The following is a 21,545-nucleotide window of genomic DNA, read 5'->3' on the forward strand; positions in this document are numbered from 1 at the left end:
TGGAGAGAGTACAATCCATCAAAAAATGTTTGCTCGTAAAATCTCCATGATTAAAACTATACTCTAAAGCTATCTAGACACTATTTATTTCATAAATTTCTTATCATTAAGGCAAACTTCATATCATCAGGTGTGACATTATCAAATCTAACTTTAGCTTGATAGCCACTACCTTTTGCCTCTTCCATAGGATTACCATCTTTGTCTAGCATATTGTTTAGTATTATCTCACGACTACCAGATGGCAACATAAGTTCGATACTATCGCCGATTTTCATTTTGTTACGGACATTAATATCAGCATAGCCAGTATGTTCATCGAAGTTTGTTACTTCACCAACAAACTGTTGAGTAGAGCTACGTGAGTCTGAGTTTTCATACTTTTGATACTCATCATGAACATGACGACGATAGAATCCTTCTGTATAACCTCTGTGAGCCAGGCCTTCAAGTTTATCCATAAGCGTCATGTCAAACGGTTTGCCTGCGAGAACATCTTTGATAGCCTGATCATATAGCTGAGCAGTTCTAGCAGCATAGAAAAATGATTTTGTGCGACCCTCTATCTTAAAGCAATCAACACCCATTTTCATCATTGCTTCTACATGCTGTATAGCTCTTAGGTCTTTTGAGTTCATGATGTAAGTACCATGCTCATCTTCAAACATTGGGTTATATTGTCCAGGTTCTTTGTCATTCTCTATAAGCACTACTTTATCAGAAGGTGTACCTATACCAAGAGTTGACTTGACTTCAACAGGCTCGAAATCACCCCACTCGTTTTGTTTTGCTTCAGCAACTTTGTAGTTATTGCGACAAGCATTATTACATACACCTTGATTAGGATCTCTATGACTGTAGTATCCTGATAGCAGACATCTACCTGAATAAGCCATACATAATGAGCCATGAACGAATGTTTCAATTTCCATATCTGGAACATGCTCTTTGATCTCTGCGATTTCTTTTAGAGATAGTTCTCTTGATAATACAACGCGTGTAATACCAAACTTTTGCCAAAATCTAACAGTTTCATAGTTCACAGCATTGGCTTGAACTGATAAATGTATCTCTTGATCTGGGAAGTTCTCTCTAACTAGCATAATCATACCAGGGTCTGACATAATCATAGCATCAGGTTTAAGAGCAAGTACAGGAGCTATATCTTTGATGTAAGTTTTGATTTTAGCATTATGTGGAGCAATATTATTAGCTAGCATTATCTTCTTGCCTTGCGCATGAGCTTCAGTAATTGCTGTCTCAAGAGTTTCTAATTTTGAGAACTCATTATTTCTAGCCCTTAGGCTATAGCGAGGTTGTCCAATATATACTGCATCAGCCCCATAAGCAAAAGCGTAGCGCATAGCTTTTAGGGTGCCTGCTGGTGACAATAGTTCGGGTCTTTTCATTTTTGTTAAATATCCTTTGATTTGTTAATCTATAATAGAAGTTAATTATATGAAACATTTAAGTTCAAATATTCAAATTTGCTAACGTGAAATTTTAGCTTCTTTTGATGGATTTGCCAAATCTAAAATATGCTATAGTTCACATTGGTATGCTATTATGATATTATCAGATGAATTAAACTGTGGATGAAGTCTACTTCTTAAATTTATAGGATCAAATATGAATTTTGAGCTTGCTAGAGAGAATATGGTAAAGCAACAAGTCCTCACTGAAGGTCTTTCTTTAGATGGTGTTGCAAAGATTATGGCAGATATCCCTCGAGAGATTTTTCTACCCAAAGAATATCAATCTTTAGCTTACTGTGATACTAACCTTGTGATAGATGATAGAGAGCTTAGAAGCCCAATGTTTACAGCTAGGCTAATAGAAGCTTTAGCCATGAAAAAGACTGATAATGTATTAAAGCTTGGTTTAGAAACTGGATATCCAGTAGCCTTGATAGCAAAGTTATGTAATAGTGTTGAACTTGTTGACTATGATGAGGAAAGATTAGCTATAGCAAGACGTAATTTAGCAAGAGTAGATGTCTATAATGTCGAGTTTAATAGTGCTGAGCATCTGACAAATATTATAAAAAATGCTAAAAAATATAACTGTATATATATATCAAATGTTGTAGAAGAAAATGAAGTGGATGAGTCTTTATTGGATCTTCTTGAAGTCGGTGGTAGATTGGTTTTTGTTGTCAGAACTGATGTGTGTGACAAAGCTTATCTGGTAACTAAAGCAGTAAAAGAAACATACCAGAAGAATTTTCTTTTTAATGTTTATAATAGATAAAAAAGTATGAAGAAAATAGCACTATATATTTTTGGTTTTTTGGGAGTTTTTATGGCATTTGCCAACGAGGATACTCCTGTACCAGAATACAAATATGCCGGAAGACCTCTTGGTACAGATATAACTCAGAATCCATATAGTGTAGAGAAACAGTATGCTAAGGCTGATGAGATTAAAGTAGATAACAAATTCTATGATCTTAAAAAAGCTGATGAAGTTGCAATGGTTGGCAATACTGAAGATAAGTTCTACAGTTTAGTTGATATCTATAAGCTAGCTGCTGAGCATAATGCAGATTATCAAGCTGCTAGATCAACATTTGCAGCTAATGTTGAAACAGTTCCTGCAGCATTAGGTGCGTTATTACCGCAAATTGATTTTAACTATAATCTTAGACGCGATCTGTATAATCAGTTCGGCGGTAGAGTTAATGATACAGCAAACAATCTTAACTTTAGTGGTTCTCAAGTGCTTTTTGATTGGAGTAAATGGAAAACATATACTCAAGCTACATACTTGCAAAAATCCTATGCTATGATTTATGCAAAAGCAGAGCAGACTCTTATCGTTGATACTGTAACAGCATATTTTGAGCTTCTTAGAGCAGAGCAGGCGCTACAGTTTCAGTTTGCAAACGAAGCATGGAACAAGAAGTTATATTTAACACAGAAGTATCAATATAACTCTGGTATGGTTTCGTACGCAGATTTTAAAACTACTGATGCTCAGTATCGTCAGGCTATTGCTGATAGAGTTAATGCTCAAAGAAATTTCATTAATGCAAAAGCAGTGATGGCTAAACTTATTGGTAAACGTATAAGCTCTATATTATATATTTCAAAAGATACGGAGTTTGGTAATCCTGTACCAGATGATATCAACTACTGGTTAAATACTGCTGAGAAATATAATCTTGATATTGCGCAGAAAAAATTTGAGTATGAAGCTGCTGGCGAGGGTGTAGGTATTGAGTGGGGTAATTTTTTCCCTAAGGTTAATTTAACTGGTGGTATATTAATGTCACGAAATGCACTTTCTGGAAGTCCTGAACAGACAGCACACATTCCTACTAAATATGATGTTGCTAATGTTGGTGGTGAAGCTAATTGGAACTTATTAAGAGGAGGTTCTGATTATGCGAAGCTTAAACAAGCAAGTTATAATAATCAAGCGGCTAATTATGCATTACTTCAAACACAAAGAGAGGTTTATGCTGGTACGGTAGAGGCATATCAAACGGTTGTTTTAGATGCTGTCAGAATAGATGCTTATAGAAAGTCAGTCTATGCTGGTATTGCTTCTGTAAAAGCGATATTAGATGGCTTTGAAGCTGGAACACAAACTATTGTTGACTTACTTAACCGTCAGGCAATACTTGTACAAGCACAGCTTTCATTTGCAGATGCTATATTCAACTATGTTGAGGACTATGTTAGGTTGAAGCAATTGCAAGGTGGTTTGACTTATAAGGATGTTGAGTATATAAACAATATTCTTGGCAAAACAGATATAATATCGCAAATTGCAACGGAGTAATTACTTCAATGTCTCAAGTTTCAGCTTTTATTTTAGATTTTGAAAAATACAAAGCTGAGGATCTTAGAAATTATCTTTCTTATAAAAATAGTATTGATTCGCTAAAGCTAAATAACAAGCAGAAAATATTTTCTCAGTTTATTCGTTATTTTGTATTAGAAAAATTTTATGATATTGCTACTCCAATATTTGAGTATAAGCATGGTAAGCCATATCTACAGGATCATGAACTATATTTCAATATAAGTCATACTAAAAATAAAGTGATAATAGTCTTTGCGAATAAGGATATAGGTGTTGATGCAGAGGAGATATCCTCAAAGAGAAATGTTCTTTTGATAGCAGAGCGATATTTCACTAAACAGGAGTATCAAAGTTTAAAAACTAGCGAAGACACATATAATCAGTTTTATAAATTATGGACATTAAAAGAAGCTCAGGTAAAAAGAAGCGCTCTAGGTATTGCTAGGGGGCTGTCTGATGCAAACTTCAGTAAGCAAAATATAAGTTGGATAAGTAATAACTATCCGGAAGATTTTTTTACTTTCAATTATCAAGAATTAATAATTTCGATTTGTTGTCAAAATATCACTAATCAAAAAATAGATTTATACGAAATTCAGAATTTTGAGTTTATAAGAATAAACACTACTAGGGGGTAGTTTTATGGCTTTACATGCCAAAAACAATATCAAACATAAGTTGTATAAAGAATCATTACCAAAATTTGAAATTCCCAAAAAATCAAATGATGCTTTTGAAGCATACCAACAAATCAAAGATGAGTTAATGCTCGATGGTAATTCAAAGCAGAATTTGGCGACATTTTGTCAAACAGAAGTTGATGATTTTATTCATAAGCTTATGGATGATTGCATTGATAAAAATATGATTGATAAAGATGAATATCCTCAAACTGCAGAAATAGAGTCGCGATGTGTCAACATACTAGCAAACCTATGGAACTCTTCAGCAGAAAGTGCAATTGGCTGCTCAACTACTGGCTCATCTGAAGCAGCTATGCTTGGCGGTATGGCGATGAAATGGCGCTGGAGAGATAAGATGAAAGCACAAGGTAAAGATTATACAAAACCTAATCTTGTCACAGGACCTGTACAAGTCTGCTGGCATAAATTTGCTAGATATTGGGATATTGAGCTTAGAGAGATTCCAATGTCGAGTGAAAGCTTAATAATGACTCCAGAAACTGTGCTTAAGTACTGTGATGAAAATACAATCGGAGTTGTGCCTACTTTGGGTGTTACCTTTACAGGTCAGTATGAGCCTGTTGAGGCAGTTTGTGAAGCACTTGATAAATTTGAGAGAGAGACAAGTATTGATATTCCAGTACATGTAGATGCTGCTTCTGGAGGCTTTTTGGCACCATTTGTAGAGCCTGAGCTGAAGTGGGATTTTAGATTACCAAGAGTTAAGTCAATTAATTCATCAGGACATAAGTTTGGCTTATCGCCATTAGGAGTGGGTTGGGTTGTTTGGGCAGATAAGAAATACTTGCCTCAAGATTTGATTTTTAATGTTAATTATCTTGGTGGTGATATGCCGACATTTGCTTTGAATTTCTCTAGACCTGGTGGTCAGATAGTTGCCCAGTATTATAATTTTGTCAGGCTTGGTTTTGAAGGGTATAAAAATATCCATCAGCTTAGTTATGATGTTGCAAAATATATTGCTAAAGAAATTAAGGGTATAGGTATCTTTGATATTATTCATGCTGGCAAAGGTGGTATTCCTGCGGTGAGTTGGTCACTTAAGGCAGGCAAAAGTTATGATTTGTTTGATATATCTGAAAAAATTCGAGCTAGAGGTTGGCAGATAGCAGCTTATTCGATGCCAAAAGATAGACAAGACTTGGTAGTTATGCGAGTGCTTGTTAGAAGAGGCTTTAGCTTTGATTTAGCGGAGCTCATGATTAGGGATCTAAAAAATGTTATTGACTCTTTAGAGCATAAATCTAAAGATATCGAAAGAGGTGGTTTTTCGCATTAGTAGTATTCAATGATTTTGATTAATTTATCATGATAAATATTGCTATAATATGTTTGTTAATTAAATTGGTATAAATAAGTAGTTGGTAGTTTTATGTGTGGAGTTATAGGAGTCGCTGGACCAAATCAGGTTAGTTATCCATTGTTTTATGGTTTAAGTCTTTTACAGCATAGAGGTCAAGATGCTGCAGGTATCGCGACTATGGATCAAGGACATTTTTTTATTCGCAAAAATACAGGACTTGTAAGTGATGTATTTACAGATGAAAAGCTAGAAAAGTCAAAAGGTAAAATGGGTATAGGTCATGTCAGATATCCAACTGCTGGAAGCCTAGGGGCTGCAGATAGTCAGCCTTTTTATGTCAATAATCCCCATGGTATAGTGTTTGCGCACAATGGCAATTTGACAAATGTTGATGAGCTTGCGCAGATGTTACATGATATCGAAAGACGTCATCTAAACACAACTTCTGATTCAGAATTGCTTCTGAACTTTTTTGCATGCGGTATGAATAAATCAAAAGGTTGCCCAACACCTGAGGCAGTCTATGAAGCTTGTGAGTTTGTTTTTGAACATGCTAAAGGTGGCTATGCTTGTACAGCGATGATAGCAAATTTTGGACTGGTAGCTTTTAGAGATCCATATGGTATTCGACCTTTGATACTAGGTGTTAAGGAGTATGATAATGGTGAGAAGGCTTATATGGTTGCTAGTGAGAGTGTTTCTTTAGATATATCAGGATTTAAAATACTAAGAGATGTTGAGCCTGGAGAAGTAATAATTATCACTGAAGATAGACAAGTTCACTCTAAAATATGTGCAAAAAATCCAGTTTTAGCACCTTGTCTATTTGAGTATGTATATTTTGCACGTCCTGATAGTATTATGAATGGCGTAAGCGTATATCAAGCTAGAGTTGATGCGGGTAAAGTGTTAAGTCAAAGAATCAAAGAGACATGGAAAGATAAAGAGATTGATATTGTAATCCCAGTACCGGAGACAGGTAGAGCATCAGCACAAGAGATAGCTACTGCTTTGGGTGTTGAGTACCGTGAGGGGTTTGTCAAAAACCGCTATGTTGGTAGAACATTTATCATGCCTGAGAATGTCGATAGAAAGAATTTTGTAAGAAGAAAGCTAAATCCAATTCCAGCGGAATTTAAGGATAAGAATGTTTTGCTAGTTGATGACTCAATTGTTAGAGGTACAACATCTAAGCGTATTATTGAAATGGTTAGAGATTTAGGGGCAAAATCTGTATATCTTGCTTCTGTATCACCAGCTGTTTGTTATCCAAATGTATATGGTATTGATATGCCTGTTAAATCAGACTTGATTGCGCATGGAAAATCGTTAGAAGAAATTCGTGAGTGGATTGGAGTTGATGGATTGATTTATTTACCATTAGAGGATCTAAAGCAAATAGTTCAAAAGCAAAATCCTAAAATCACAGAGTTTGAAGATAGTGTTTTCTCTGGTAATTATATTACAGGTGATGTTGACGAAGCTTATTTGAACGAGCTAGAAAGACATAGAAAAGAGTTAAAAGAGTTAGAAAAGAAATATAAAGGGTTTGATAGCTAATGATTAGAATTTTTGAAGGGTTAAGTGCATTATCTCCATTTAAAAGAGAGAAGATTTTAGCAGATGCTAAAAAAATATCTAATAAAGTTGAGTCTGTATCTGCTCAATATATTCATGTTGTAGAACTTGAGTCAGAGTTAAGTAGTGAGCAAGAAAATATAGTCAAATCTTTACTCAACTATAATAGAGAGTATGGCTCAGCTGAACCAAAAGGTCATACTTTTATCACTGCTCCAAGAGTTGGGACAATTTCGCCATGGTCATCAAAAGCTACTGATATTATCCGTAATACTGGTATCAGTGCTGTTAAGAGAGTAGAAAGAGCGGTTCTTTTTGGTATTGAGGGACAGGTTTCTGATAATGAGCTAAGAGCTATAGAAAATTTAGTACATGATCGTATGGTTGAAGAGGTTTTTGTTTGTGAAAAAGATCTTCAGCGATTATTCGATGTTGCAGCACCAAAAGAACTAGAGAGTGTTAATGTACTAGAAAATGGTGCTCAAGCTATCAAAGATGCTGATAAAAAACTTGGCTTAGCTCTAAGTGAGCAAGAGATTGACTATCTAGCCGATGAATATACTAAGCTGGGCAGAAATCCTACTGATACAGAGCTATATATGTTTGCTCAAGCAAACTCAGAGCATTGTAGACATAAGATTTTTAATGCCAAATGGACTATCGACGGTCAAGAGCAAGATAAGTCATTGTTTAAAATGATTCGCAACACTACTGAGAAATCTCCGAAAGGTGTACTTTCTGCATATAAGGATAATGCTGCTGTGATAGAGGGTACAACTGCTCAGAGATTCTATTCAAATACGCAAACTGGTGTTTATAACTTCAATCAAGAAGAAGTTGATATCTTGATGAAAGTTGAAACTCATAATCACCCAACTGCTATTGCGCCATTTAGTGGTTCGGCAACTGGTGTTGGTGGCGAGATTCGTGATGAGGGAGCTACTGGATTGGGAGCTAAGCCAAAAGCTGGTTTGACAGGATTTACAGTATCAAACTTAAATATCCCAGGTTTTGAGCAAGCTTGGGAGACTAGCAAGTATGGTAAACCACACCATATAGTTACACCACTTCAAATCATGCTAGAGGCTCCAATAGGTGGTGCTCATTATTCAAATGAATTTGGTCGTCCAAATCTAAATGGTTATTTCCGCACCTTTGAGCAAGAAGTGAACACATCTGCAGGTAAAGAGATGTTTGGTTATCATAAGCCGATTATGATTGCTGGTGGTATGGGCAATATCAAGAGAATGCATGTTGAGAAAGGCGATATCAATGTTGGTGCTAAGCTAATCTGTCTTGGTGGACCTGCAATGCGTATTGGTTTAGGGGGTGGCGCGGCATCTTCTGTAGTATCTTCTGATACTAACTCAGAGCTAGATTTTGCATCAGTTCAGCGTGATAATGCTGAGATGGAGCGTCGTTGCCAAGAGGTTATCGATAGATGTTGGCAAATGGGTGAGCATAATCCAATCACATTTATCCATGATGTTGGAGCTGGTGGTATCTCAAATGCGTTTCCTGAGCTTGTAAAAGATGGTAATGTTGGTGGGCATTTTGAGCTTAGAAAAGTTAATGTCGGCGAAGAAGGACTTTCTCCATTAGAAATATGGTCAAATGAGTCACAAGAAAGATATGTATTATCAGTTGATCCACAAAGCTTAGAGTTTTTTGAACAGCTTTGTAATAGAGAAAGATGTCCATTTGCTGTGGTTGGTGAGGCAATCTCTGAGAAACATATTACGTTGAATGATGAATATTTTAATAAGAAGCCAGTTGATTTACCAATGGGATTGTTATTTGGTAATACACCACAAATGCATATTGATGTGAAAACTGTAAAAGTTGAGCAGGATGTCTTTGATACAAGTGCTATCAAACTTGATGAGGCAATTGAAAGAGTGCTAAAAGTACCAGCTGTAGCTTCTAAATCTTTCTTAATCACAATTGGAGATAGAAGTATTACAGGTATGGTTGCTCGTGATCAAATGGTTGGTCCATGGCAAGTACCTGTGGCTGACTGTGCTGTCACAACTGCTACTGTAGATAGTCAAGCTGGTGAAGCAATGGCTATGGGTGAAAGAACTCCTGTTGCGGCTATTAATGCTGCTGCTTCTGGTAGATTAGCAATTGCTGAGACTGTAACAAACTTATTAGCCTCTGATATAGATAAATTAAGTGATATTCGCCTATCTGCAAACTGGATGGTTGCTGCAAATCAGGGTGATGAAAACCAAAAGTTATACGAGACTGTAAAAGCGGTTGGTATGGAGTTTGCACCAGCGTTGGGTATTGCAATACCTGTTGGTAAAGACTCAATGTCAATGAAAACTAAATGGTCAGATAATGGTCAAGCCAAATCTGTTACATCGCCATTATCGTTAGTGATCTCAGGTTTCTCACCTGTGACAAATGCGCGTAAGACTCTTACACCAGTTTTAGTTGATGATAATGATACAACTCTTTTGCATATAGATCTATCAAATGGTGCTGGTAGGCTTGGAGCTTCATGTTTAGCCCAAGCTTATAATCAAGTTGGTAATGTTGCACCAGATGTTGAAGCAAGTAAGTTGAAAGTGCTATTTGAAAATATCACTAAACTAAAAGCTAAAAATAAAATCTTAGCATATCATGATGTATCTGATGGTGGTGTGTTTGCAAGTCTAGTGGAAATGTCTTTTGCTGGGCGTAAAGGTCTAGATATCAATCTACAAACTCAAGACACATTAGCGAAACTCTTTGCTGAAGAAGTAGGAGTTGTTATCCAAGTCAAAAATAGTGATGTAGCATTAGTTGAAGAGATATTTAAAGACACTCAAACTCACCTATGTGCAATAGCTAATCTTAACTCTAGTGATGAGCTAAACATCTTTGCAAATGGTGAGAAAGTATACACAAATTCACGTGTGAATTTACAGAGATGGTGGGCTCAGACTTCTTATCAAATCCAATCAATTCGTGATAATAGCGAGTGTGCTAAGCAAGAGTTTGATAGTATTTTAAACACTAACGATAAAGGTATCCATGTTGATGCGAGCTTTGATCTTGAAGAGGATATTACAGCTAAGTTTGTCAATGTTGAGAAGCCCAAAGTAGCAATCCTAAGAGAGCAAGGTGTCAACGGTCAAGTTGAGATGGCAGCAGCATTTACTACAGCTGGTTTTGAAGCTCATGATGTCCATATGTCAGATTTACATGCTGGGCGTGTAACTTTGGCAGATTTTAAAGTATTAGTAGCTTGTGGTGGTTTCTCGTATGGTGATGTTTTAGGTGCTGGCGGAGGCTGGGCTAAAAACATCCTATTTACAGAGAAGCTAAGAGATGAGTTTAGTAGATTCTTTGGTCGTGATGATACGTTAGCACTAGGTGTGTGTAATGGTTGCCAAATGCTTGCGCAGCTTAAATCACTAATCAAAGGCGCTGAAAACTGGCCGATATTTATAAAGAATAAATCAGAACAGTTTGAGGCAAGAGTGTCTATGGTTGAGATTCAAGAATCTGACTCTATTTGGTTCGCTGATATGGCAGGTACAAAAGCACCAATTGCCGTAGCTCATGGTGAAGGTCGTCCATTATTTGAAAATGACAGTCAGCAACAAGCTATGCTAGTGAGCTCGCAAGTAGCTCTTAAATATATCGATGGACAAGGTCAAGCAACAGAAATGTATCCATATAATCCAAATGGTGCAGTAAATGGTCTAACAGCAGTCACAGCTCTAAATGGTCGTGTCCTTGCAATGATGCCACATCCAGAGCGTGTTTATAGAGCGATTACAAACTCGCATATCCCAGCAGAGTATGATGAGTATTCTGTATGGACGAGAATGTTTAGAAATGCTAGGAAGTGGGTTGGATGATGAGAGTCAAAGAGTTTAGCTCAGAGATATGTCGTGAGCTAGGATTTTATGTTTATCGGTTAATAGATTCTAGAGATGGTAAAACATTTTATGTTGGTAAAGGTAAAGGAAACAGAATTTTTGAGCATGTAAGAGAATTAGTTAAAAATTCTCCTAGTGAAAATGAATTAAGCTTGAAGCTTGAGCGAATTATAGAAATAAAGTCTGAAGGTAGAGAGGTTGATTACTTTATACATAGACATGGACTAAGCGAAAGTGAGGCTTTTGAGGTTGAAGCAGCGTTAATAGATGTTTATATGGATTTATTAACTAATAAACAAAATGGTCGTGGAAGTACTATAAGAGGAATCGCTACAGTAGAGGATATATGTAAGAGGTATAGTGCGGAATCCTTAGATGTTAAAGAGACAAAACTTTTAGTAATAACAATAAATAGAACAATACTAGAAAAAGATATTTATGATGCGGTTAGGTTCGCCTGGAAAGTTGACGTAAAGAGGGCAAAGAAAGCAGAATATGTGTTAGCAGCAGAAAATGGTATTGTAATTGGCGTATTTGAACCAAAAGAATGGTTGGAAGCAAATAAAGAAAACTTTCCAGATATTAATGAAGATGTTCTTGATAGATATGGTTTTAAAGGTGAAGATGTTTCAAAAATGTTTGAAAAAGAGTATATGTATAAGAGAGTAGAGAAAAAGAAAGGAGCATCTAACCCCATATACTATTTAAACTGTTAGATAGAACTACTACTTAATCTATTCATTTATATTGTGCTAAAATACTAATAGAGTGTTTTAAATCTTTGATTTTCAATTACTCATTTTCACTGAAGATATTGATGTTAACCCTGAAGATGGTATAGTTTGGTAAGTGGTATTTGCAGAAATAGATTTTAAAACCTATTTCCTAGATTCCGCGGTCAAGCCTGACGGAATGACATGCCACATTTGATACAATTACACCTCTTCACTAATAACGATGGGGTATTGTTATGATTACAATCAAAAATGATAATTTATTAGTAGAGATTAGTGAGCTAGGTGCTGAAGTTCGTGCTGTTATCAATGCAGTAACAGAGCATGAGTATATGTGGTCTGGTGATGGTCGCGTATGGGCTGGAGTGTCACCGGTACTATTTCCAGTAGTAGGAAAATCTCACGATAATAAAATCAAATATCAAGGTAAAGAATATCCTATGGGTAATCATGGTCTTGCACGTCACACTGTATTTGATATCGTCTTACATAGTGAAAATAGTGTCATCTTAGCTATGGAGACTACCAAAGAAAACTATCCATTTAAATTAAGGTTTGAAGTTACATACACTCTTGAAGCTAATAAACTTATCACAGAATACAATATCATAAACCTAGATGATGGTGTTGCATCATGTGGTTTTGGAGCTCACCCGGCGTTTGCTTGTCCGTTTGATGATAAGCATCAAATTAATGATTATGAGATTATATTCTCTGAACAAAAGTTAGATTTTCATGCTATTACGCTGGAGGCTTTTTATACTGGTGAAACCAAGCATTTCAAACTATCTAAGATTGAGCTAGATAATCATACTTTTGATAATGATGCTTTGGTATATAGTGGTTTTACAGATAAGAGGGTTAGGCTAGCTGAGAAAGGCTCTAATAGATATATTGAAGTGACTTTTGATGGGTTTGAATATCTTGGCTTGTGGTCAAAACCTAAAGCAAATGCTCCTTATGTATGTATCGAACCATGGTGCGGTAGAAGTGATACACTAGGTATGGATGTTGATATTGAGTATCGTATAGGTAATGTTGATATACAACCGCAACAGGCTTTTTCTCGCTCATATATTGTAGAGTTTGGGTATTAAAATTAAGAGATTAAATAGTCAGATTTGATTATAAGTAAAAGTATTTTTTCAAGAGCAGAATGTTTATATATTTTTAATATGGAAATCTAATAAATTTAATCTTCTATATTTTTATGATTATAAGTTAATATATAAATATTAAAATTTCCATGATAAAAAAATAGTGAGTAATATAAAGTATAGAAAAGATATAGATGGGCTAAGAGCCTTCGCTGTATTATCGGTAATTTTTTATCATTTAGAAATTAGTTGGGTTAAATCGGGATTTCTTGGTGTTGATATTTTCTTTGTAATATCAGGATATTTGATAACAAAAATAATACTTAGAGATTTAGAAAGTGATACATTTTCTATTAAGAATTTCTATCTTAGAAGAGTACGTAGAATTCTTCCTGCTTTGATTTTTGTTTTAGTATTTTCAAGTTTTTTTGCATGGCTAATACTTCTTCCTCAGGATTTGATCAACTATGCAAAATCTATGATGAGTGTTATTGCATCTGTTTCGAACCTCTTCTTTTTTGAGACATTAAGTTTTGGATATTTTGCGACAGATTCATCTGTTATTCCATTATTACATACATGGTCATTAGGGGTTGAAGAACAATTTTATATTGTATGGCCTATTGTTTTAATTATTCTTTTTAAGTTAAAAATCTCATCTAAAAAAAATTTACTAGCAATTACATCATTATTTATAATTGTTTCAGTAGCATTCTTTTTCTATAAACATTATCCAAAGTTTTATTATATTCCAGTTAGTAGAGGCTTTGAGCTTCTATTTGGTTGCTTTTTGGCAATTGGTCTAAATAAGCAGAATTATAATATTTCAAATAAACTTCTCTTAAATATATTCTCAATTATTTCTTTGACTCTTATGGTGATTCCGATATTTGTTGTTGCAGTTTCATATCCTAGTATTTGGATGATTGTTGCATGTTTCGGGGCCGTATTGTTTATCTATTCAGGAAGTTTTAACTATACTCCGATTATTAATACACTCTTTTCTTTGAAACCTTTTGTTGCTATTGGTCTTATATCTTATTCTTTATATTTATGGCATTGGCCAATTATTGCTTACTTAAATTATTTGAGTATTAATATTTCGGTATCTGCTTCTACATTTGTGGTCATTCTTAGTTTATTATTAGCAACAATATCGTATTTATTTGTTGAGAAGCCTTTTAGACATAAATTTAAGTTTAATTTTTCTAAAAGTTTATTTCTTTTATGGATTTTACCACTGATTTTAACGATTGGATTTTATTCAGCAGCTAAACATCAAGGATTTGGATTTAATCGACCTAATATTGATCAAAACAAATTAGCTTTTAAATATGGTTTTGAAAAAGTTGATGCAAATGGATGTTTTTATAACTTTGATGTTGATAGTAATGTAACCACAACTAATCCTTATTATACAATTTATAGAAAACAGTATTCTGAAAAATTGTGTAAAATATATCCAAACAAAAAGTCAACAATTCTATTATTTGGTAATTCTCATGCTAGATCTGCTTGGCCAATGGTATCTGAGTGGGTTAAAAATGCAGATTTGAATGCAACATTATTATCAATAACAAGAAATAATCCTAAAAATAAATATAACTATGTAGAGTATCCTGAAAGTCTAGACCAAAAAACAGGTAATGATATTATGGATCAAAGGTTTGCTTTTGTTAAAAGTGCGATAAGCAAGGATAGCAACTACCAGATTATAATCATAGCTAATTTATTTGGTATAGGAACACAAGATTTTGATGTTTTTGGTAGAATTGCTGAACAAGCGCTTAAAAATGGTAAGAAAGTAGTCTTAATCGTAGATAATCCATACCTTGGTTATCCTGCTCCTAATTTCTTGCCAAATAATAATGTCTCGAATCTTTGTGCTATTAATAGAATACATGGAGATTGTAGAGTCTCTGCTAAGGTTTATAGAAAGTGGCTACAGCCACAGCTAAACATTTACAATAAATTAAAACATAAGTATCCAGATAGTGTATTTATAATAGATCCAAGTAAGGCTATATGCGATGAAAATGTATGCCATACTTCTATTGATGGTATTCCTATTTTTGCAGATTCAAATCATTTAAACTATTTGGGTTCTCAGCTTTTAGGTAAGAAGTATCTTGAAGAGTATGGCAATCCTCTTGAGAAAATCGTAAATAGTAACTCTATAGGAATGGCTCTTAGTAAATTATTTTAAATATTACATATTTTTTAGATGTTTAATGTTTAGATACTATGGTTAGTATAGATTATTGTGTGTGGGTAATAGATTCTAATATATCTAAATATGTATCGATAAGAATAAACCCGTCACTGTCTGGAGCCGATTTTTTTTGTGTAAATGGCTTTAGATAGCCTATTTCACTCATATTGCGCCCCATAGATCTAGTCTCTGCAAATTTCATCACGCTATTACTTATTTCCTCTTTACTAGTATTAGGATATTTCGGTTTGTATGACATCTGCATTTCTTTTTGGACGGAGCCGATATCTTTACAAGTGATCTCATCAGTTACTAGTTTTAAATCAACAGACTCTGCTGGAGTTGTTGAAACAAACAAGATATTTACACAGTTTTCATAGTTATGATTATTTATTCGTATTTCACGTATAAGTTTGTAAGCAAGTAGTTTTTCATTAACAGCGCCATACCTATCACCATTATTCAAAAGCATCTCTTGACCTAGTGTGATTCTGGCAGGTAAAAGTAGGGCGCTATTAGGATACACCTTGTCGGTTAAATACACATCACCAAAGAAATTTACATAATAAGTCTCATAATACTGTTCTAGTATTTTATCTTTACTATTTTTTACAGTTACAAAATACTGACATTTTGTGTTGTTATTGCTACAGGATTCAATATCTATATCAATAAAAATAGATTTGTTTGCTTTTAGGGCTGTTCTTTTGTAGTGGTACTGAGTACCAGGTTGCATAGATATGTAATCACTACCATTAATTATAGTCGTAGAACAGCTTGATAATAATGCTATTGAAGTTAAAGTAAAGAGTATGAGTGTTTTTTTCATATATTTTACTTTGTGATAGACATAAGAATATTTTTGTAGACGATAGGTTTCTCTGAATTAAAAGTCTCTTTCAAGGTATCTTTGACTAGCCCAATTTTTTTACAATATGTTTCTAGACTTTGAGTTTTTTCAATCTGTCCATTATATTTTACAGTTGAGTTGGCTTCTAGCTCAATACAGCTCTCATAATCTTTACCGTTAATAGTCAGTTTAGGAATTTCTTTTTTAAATTCGTAAGTATTTGAGAACTTGCTGTTACCTATGGTTATCTCTTCTTTTCTAATTTTATTAAACTCTATATTAGCTGGTAAAAGTAGAGTTTCTTTATCAGAATTAGGGTATTGGATATATACATCACCATTATTTTTCGTTATATAACTATACACATATTTTAATTGAGATACTTCTTTGCCTGATGGATCTTTAATTTCGCTGAAATACTGACATGATGTCTTATCATCGTTACAGTTCTTTATTGTTGTTTGAACTAAGAAGTTATCCTTATCATCAGCATCAACACGTTCGAAATTATATGTTGTACCAACATCTGTTGAAATATAGTCACTACCTTTTAATACCGAGCTATAGCCTGTAGATGCTAGAGTCATAATTGCGATTGATGTGAATATAAGCTTTTTCATGCTATCTCCTTTTACTAGGTAATCTATTTTGAATTGTATATTAAATACAATAAGCATTTTCAGTCATAATCTTTAAGTAATATTATAGCAAATGAGTTGAAAAAAATTAGTAAAATCGTTGGAGAGTAATATTTATAAAAATGTTGACAATATAGCTCCATTTGAGAGAATTAAAACATATTTATGTTGAATCAAATAAATCATTGTATATAGTCACACCTTGTTTTTAGCCATATGTTTTTGTGTCTGATGTGTCGAGGGTGCTTATACATGTTTATCGAATAGGATAGTAAAATGATAAAAAGGTATGACGTAGCAGAAATCTCAAAGATTTGGGCAGATGAAAATAAATATGCAAAAATGCTTGAGGTTGAGTTAGCAATTCTTGAAGCTTTAGAGGACAAAATGGTTCCTAAGGGTACGGCAGCTGAGATTCGTGCTAAAGCAGAGGTTAGACCTGATAGAGTTGATGAAATCGAGAAAGTTACCAAGCATGATATTATAGCTTTTTGTACTTCAATTGCTGAGCAATTCACTGCTGAAACTGGTAAGTTTTTTCATTTTGGTGTTACATCTTCAGATATTATCGATTCAGCTCTTAGCTTACAGATCCGTGAGTCAATGGAGTATGTTGTTAGAGACTTAGAGTCTTTATGTGATTCATTATTGGCAAAAGCTCAAGAAACAAAAGAAATTATCACAATGGGTAGAAGTCATGGTATGTTTGCAGAACCTATGAGTTTCGGGCAAAAATTCCTTGGCGCTTATGTTGAGTTTAAACGTAGGTTGAAAGATCTTAAAGAATTCCAAAAAGATGGCTTGACTGTGCAGTTCTCAGGTGCAGTAGGTAACTATTGTATCTTAACTACAGAAGATGAGAAAAAAGCCGCTGATATTTTAGGTTTACCTGTTGAAGAAGTATCAACTCAGGTTATCCCAAGAGATAGAATCGCTAAGTTAATATCTATTCATGGACTTATTGCTTCTGCTATTGAGAGATTAGCAGTTGAGATTAGACATTTACACAGAAGTGATGTTTTTGAAGTTTATGAAGGTTTTTCTAAGGGTCAAAAAGGTTCTTCAACTATGCCACATAAGAAAAACCCAATTTCTACCGAGAATTTAACTGGTATGGCAAGAATGTTAAGATCTCATGTGTCTATAGCATTAGAAAATTGTGTACTATGGCATGAAAGAGATATTTCTCATTCTTCAGCAGAGCGTTTTTACTTACCAGATAACTTTGGTATTATGGTTTATGCGTTACGTAGAATGAAAAATACTATCGATAATCTTGTAGTTCAAAAAGATATTATCGAAGATAGAGTAAGAAGTACAAGTGCGTATTTATCAAGCTTCTATTTACATTTCTTAGTAGCAAATACACCATTTATGCGTGAGGATTGTTACAAGATTGTTCAGCAAGTTGCTTTTGATCTTAAGCAAGGTGAGTCATTCTCGAAGAACTTACAAAAAGTCATGCAAGATGAACATAGTATTATTTTAGATGTTCCAGAAATGGATTTTGAGGGTATTAAGAAAACTTATCTAAAAGAAATTGATCATGTTTTTGCAAGGTCAATCAATGTTTAGGAATAGTTTAAATCAGTTTTCAATTATCTCTTCACTGTAAATATATATCTTTGCTGGATGTCGATGTAGTATCATTACATAAAATTAATATCCTAGTGTAGACATTATTTAAAACAATATTATACTAAAGTAGTATATTTATTATTGGTATTGTCTTCTATTTATTATGCTGTATAAACAAATTAAAACAGTTTTGAAAATTCCTAAGCATACTGTATATACACTTGTTATATATAGTTTGTTATTAGGCTTTTTATCACTCACGATCCCTGTATCTGTTCAGACATTGGTTAATCTTGTTGGCGTTAGCTTGTCTATTAGGCCAGTTATATCGTTGATAACGATTTTGTTTATTCTGCTTACAGCGGCTTTTTTTGTGAGGATTTTTCAACTAAAGCTTGTTGAGGATATTCAAAGGAAAATTTTTGTAGATGTAGTACTGCGAGTAATAACAGCTATCTATCGAGTTGATTTTAATAAATTAGATAAGATAAATGTTCGCGAGAAAATTAACAGGGCTTTTGAACTTAAGTTTTTGCAAAAGTCGGTATCAGTTATTTTCATAACCCTTTTGGATATATTCTTACAGACTCTTTTTTGTGTAATTATTTTAGCGTTTTATCATCCATTATTTTTAGTCTTCGATATTTTATTGATTACTTGTATCATACTGTCAATATTTGTGCCGATGAACGCTGGGTATAGAGCAGGACTTAAAGAGTCGAGTAATATTTATGATATTGTTGACTCTCTTGAAGAGAAAACAGCAGAGTTTTTATCATTTAAACAACGACCTCTAAATAATTCTATGAAAAAGGTCGATACCAAACTATGTAACTATTTAGATGCTAGATCTAATTTCTTCGGTGTTGTTTTTAGACAACATGTCTACATAGGTTTGACATATATATTCATAAATATTCTATTATTAGGTATCGGTAGTTATCTTATCATAAATGGACAATTATCTATCGGACAGTTGATTGCTGCAGAGCTTTTGGTCAATATAGTTTTACTTGGATTACTGAAGTTTAGTCAATACTTATATGATTGTTATGGTTTTCTTGTTGCTGTGCGTAAGATTCTAGATTTATTGGAGATTTCTCAAGAAGATAAAGTACGTGCAGAGCATAAAGAGGCTAAGCTGACTGATAATGTTGTATCATTGGATGTTGTATCTGCAGATGATGAGCAAAAGTACACTTTTGATTACACTCAAAATCAGTTTTATGAACTTTGTTTATCTATAAATAGCGCACAAAAGCTTCTAGATTCATTCTTTGATGATGATTCTCTTGGAGTAATAAAATTAAATGGAGTTTGTCTGACGAACTACTCCAAGCAAGAAATTAGTGACAAAATCCATATTGCTAGTGGCATAGAAGTCATTGCTGGTACTGTGCTTGATAATTTATGTGAGAGTGATTTTTCTCAAGAGAGGCTTGGGTATCTAAGTGAGTTATTAGATATTTTCGGTGTTAATTTTCTTGAAAAGCATTTTGAAAAACAAATTGACTCACAAACTATCAAATATAATTTAGAGTTTAATACGATGGTGGTATTAAAGATGAATTTGATAAGAGCTATTTTAAAACAACCTAAGCTATTAATATTAATAGATTCGTATGGTTTGACAAATAGAAATGGTGATATGGCGATTACTCATATACTACGTAAAATAGCAATACCAACATTAATCATATCTATTCAATAAATGAGGATTTAGTGATGCAATTAAAATCATCAGAAATGCTTAGAAAAGATCCTAGCTTTAAAAAAATTATATTCTTAGTTTTATTGAGTATTATTGTAGTTGGAGTTGTCTTAGCTATGATTCCATGGCAACAGACAGTTGATGGCTATGGAGATGTTACAACTTTATCACCATCTGAGCGCCAGCAAAATATATCTGCACCTATTGGAGGTAGGCTAGGTAAGTGGTATGTGTTTGAAGGAGATACTGTCAAGAAAGGTGATCCTATTGTTGAGGTACTTGATCTTGATCCTGAGGTTGTCTCTCGTTTAGAAGAAGAAAAAGCTGCGATTGAACTAGGTATCAAGTCAGTTAAGTTAGCCATAAAGAACACTCAAAACAATATTGAAAGACATAAATATCTTATAGATAAAGGAGCTAGTACTCAAAGAATATATGAGCAGGCTCAGATGGAGATGGTTAACTATACTCAAGAACTATCAAAACTTAATGTTGATCTAGCGAAAGTAAAGGTACAAATAGCACGTCAACAAAGTCGTCTAGTCAAAGCTCCTACAGATGGTGTGATAATGGATCGTATCCATGGTATGGGAGGGGTAATAGTCAAAGATACAGATGTATTAGCGGTTATAGTTCCAGAGAGTAAGTCTAGAATAGTTGAGTTATGGGTTAATAGTATGGATGTCCCTATGGTCAAGGTCGGAGATAAGGTAATGCTACAATTTGAGGGGTGGCCTGCTATACAATTTAGTGGATGGCCTCAGGTAGCAATCGGTACCTTTGAAGGTGAGGTTATATTTATCTCTCCACAAAATAATGCCCAAGGACAGTTTAAGATATTTGTTAAACAAAGTGGTAGTAGGGATTGGCCATCTCCTGATGTATTAAGATTAGGTACCAAAGTACATGGTTGGGTATTACTTAATGATGTTAGTCTAGGTTATGAGCTATGGCGTAGATATAATGGTTTCCCGATAAACCTAAACAGTAACCAGCTACATATAGGTATCAAAAAGAGTGAATCAGTGATTAAGCCTGTAACAGTGAAAGAGCAAATACAGAATCAGCCATCAAATATAAAATAGCAATAGCTACACCTTTCTTTATGTTTATGAGTATTCTATAATTTATGGGTATTTGTTTCTAATGATTTATTTGGGTGTTTAAATGGATAAAAAACTAGTAAAACATATTGCTAAGCTATCTTGTTTTGATTTGAATGAGCAGCAGTTAGAGCAATATACTCAAGATCTTACTAATATTTGTAAGATTCTTGATGCCGTCAAAGATTTTGATGCCAATGGAGTTACGCCGATGGTTTCTCCAATTAGTGTTGATTTTAAATTTCGTGAAGATATTCCTCAAGATCAAGATAATCGAACAAGTTTTGATAAATTTGCTTGTGAAGTAGTTGATGATTATTTTATGGTGCCACAGGTTATTAAATAGGGTGAG

At 34.0% G+C, this 21,545-nt stretch carries 16 protein-coding genes; 13 read left to right on the forward strand and 3 right to left on the reverse strand.

Annotation, left to right across the window (positions count from 1 at the left end; translation table 11 throughout):
- Positions 1 to 89 precede the first annotated feature (89 nt).
- Positions 90 to 1,409: a prephenate-dependent tRNA uridine(34) hydroxylase TrhP gene (gene trhP, locus ACKTR7_RS02680; RefSeq protein ID WP_407876910.1), complete on the reverse strand. Its 1,320-nt coding sequence runs from the start codon at positions 1,407 to 1,409 to the stop codon at positions 90 to 92.
- Between the two features lie 220 nt (positions 1,410 to 1,629).
- Here trhP and ACKTR7_RS02685 point away from each other — a divergent pair, with 220 nt between their 5' ends.
- The 9 genes from ACKTR7_RS02685 (at position 1,630) to ACKTR7_RS02725 (ending at position 15,307) form a co-directional block, all read left to right on the forward strand.
- Positions 1,630 to 2,250: a protein-L-isoaspartate O-methyltransferase family protein gene (locus tag ACKTR7_RS02685; RefSeq protein WP_407876911.1), complete on the forward strand. Its 621-nt coding sequence runs from the start codon at positions 1,630 to 1,632 to the stop codon at positions 2,248 to 2,250.
- 6 nt (positions 2,251 to 2,256) lie between these two features.
- On the forward strand, positions 2,257 to 3,786 hold the full coding sequence (locus ACKTR7_RS02690; RefSeq protein WP_407876912.1) for a TolC family protein: 1,530 nt from the start codon (positions 2,257 to 2,259) through the stop codon (positions 3,784 to 3,786).
- An 8-nt stretch (positions 3,787 to 3,794) separates the two neighbouring features.
- Positions 3,795 to 4,448, forward strand: coding sequence for a 4'-phosphopantetheinyl transferase family protein (locus ACKTR7_RS02695; RefSeq protein ID WP_407876913.1), 654 nt, complete (start codon positions 3,795 to 3,797; stop codon positions 4,446 to 4,448).
- A 4-nt stretch (positions 4,449 to 4,452) separates the two neighbouring features.
- Positions 4,453 to 5,793 carry a glutamate decarboxylase gene (locus ACKTR7_RS02700; protein WP_407876914.1) on the forward strand — a complete coding sequence of 447 codons (1,341 nt, stop codon included), beginning with the start codon at positions 4,453 to 4,455 and terminating at the stop codon, positions 5,791 to 5,793.
- Between the two features lie 93 nt (positions 5,794 to 5,886).
- Positions 5,887 to 7,377 (forward strand): amidophosphoribosyltransferase, encoded by a 1,491-nt coding sequence (gene purF / locus ACKTR7_RS02705; protein WP_407876915.1) that lies wholly within the window; start codon positions 5,887 to 5,889, stop codon positions 7,375 to 7,377.
- A complete protein-coding gene (gene purL, locus ACKTR7_RS02710) occupies positions 7,377 to 11,249 on the forward strand; it encodes a phosphoribosylformylglycinamidine synthase (protein WP_407876916.1) in 3,873 nt (1,290 codons plus the stop codon). Before purF ends, purL begins: the two co-directional genes overlap by 1 nt.
- Positions 11,246 to 11,986, forward strand: a complete 741-nt coding sequence (locus ACKTR7_RS02715; RefSeq protein ID WP_407876917.1) for an LEM-3-like GIY-YIG domain-containing protein — start codon at positions 11,246 to 11,248, stop codon at positions 11,984 to 11,986. Before purL ends, ACKTR7_RS02715 begins: the two co-directional genes overlap by 4 nt.
- 254 nt (positions 11,987 to 12,240) lie before the next feature.
- Complete coding sequence (locus tag ACKTR7_RS02720; RefSeq protein ID WP_407876918.1) at positions 12,241 to 13,101, forward strand: aldose 1-epimerase family protein; 861 nt, start codon at positions 12,241 to 12,243, stop codon at positions 13,099 to 13,101.
- A gap of 163 nt (positions 13,102 to 13,264) precedes the next feature.
- Positions 13,265 to 15,307 carry an acyltransferase family protein gene (locus tag ACKTR7_RS02725; RefSeq protein ID WP_407876919.1) on the forward strand — a complete coding sequence of 681 codons (2,043 nt, stop codon included), beginning with the start codon at positions 13,265 to 13,267 and terminating at the stop codon, positions 15,305 to 15,307.
- Between the two features lie 52 nt (positions 15,308 to 15,359).
- Here the strand turns inward: ACKTR7_RS02725 and ACKTR7_RS02730 are convergent, their stop codons facing one another.
- Together ACKTR7_RS02730 and ACKTR7_RS02735 are read right to left on the reverse strand one after the other, a co-directional pair.
- On the reverse strand, positions 15,360 to 16,142 hold the full coding sequence (locus ACKTR7_RS02730; protein WP_407876920.1) for a hypothetical protein: 783 nt from the start codon (positions 16,140 to 16,142) through the stop codon (positions 15,360 to 15,362).
- A 5-nt stretch (positions 16,143 to 16,147) separates the two neighbouring features.
- Positions 16,148 to 16,783 carry a hypothetical protein gene (locus ACKTR7_RS02735; protein WP_407876921.1) on the reverse strand — a complete coding sequence of 212 codons (636 nt, stop codon included), beginning with the start codon at positions 16,781 to 16,783 and terminating at the stop codon, positions 16,148 to 16,150.
- A gap of 294 nt (positions 16,784 to 17,077) precedes the next feature.
- Here ACKTR7_RS02735 and purB point away from each other — a divergent pair, with 294 nt between their 5' ends.
- The 4 genes from purB to gatC all read left to right on the forward strand — a co-directional run bounded on the left by purB (position 17,078) and on the right by gatC (position 21,539).
- A complete protein-coding gene (purB, locus tag ACKTR7_RS02740; RefSeq protein ID WP_407876922.1) occupies positions 17,078 to 18,376 on the forward strand; it encodes an adenylosuccinate lyase in 1,299 nt (432 codons plus the stop codon).
- Positions 18,377 to 18,542: 166 nt separating this feature from the next.
- Positions 18,543 to 20,090: an ATP-binding cassette domain-containing protein gene (locus ACKTR7_RS02745; protein WP_222830375.1), complete on the forward strand. Its 1,548-nt coding sequence runs from the start codon at positions 18,543 to 18,545 to the stop codon at positions 20,088 to 20,090.
- Between the two features lie 14 nt (positions 20,091 to 20,104).
- A complete protein-coding gene (locus ACKTR7_RS02750; protein ID WP_042517017.1) occupies positions 20,105 to 21,175 on the forward strand; it encodes an HlyD family secretion protein in 1,071 nt (356 codons plus the stop codon).
- Between the two features lie 82 nt (positions 21,176 to 21,257).
- Positions 21,258 to 21,539 carry an Asp-tRNA(Asn)/Glu-tRNA(Gln) amidotransferase subunit GatC gene (gene gatC / locus ACKTR7_RS02755; protein WP_407876923.1) on the forward strand — a complete coding sequence of 94 codons (282 nt, stop codon included), beginning with the start codon at positions 21,258 to 21,260 and terminating at the stop codon, positions 21,537 to 21,539.
- Positions 21,540 to 21,545 lie beyond the last annotated feature (6 nt).

It is taken from the genome of Francisella sciaenopsi, from assembly GCF_045862875.1.
Taxonomy (GTDB): domain Bacteria; phylum Pseudomonadota; class Gammaproteobacteria; order Francisellales; family Francisellaceae; genus Francisella; species Francisella sciaenopsi.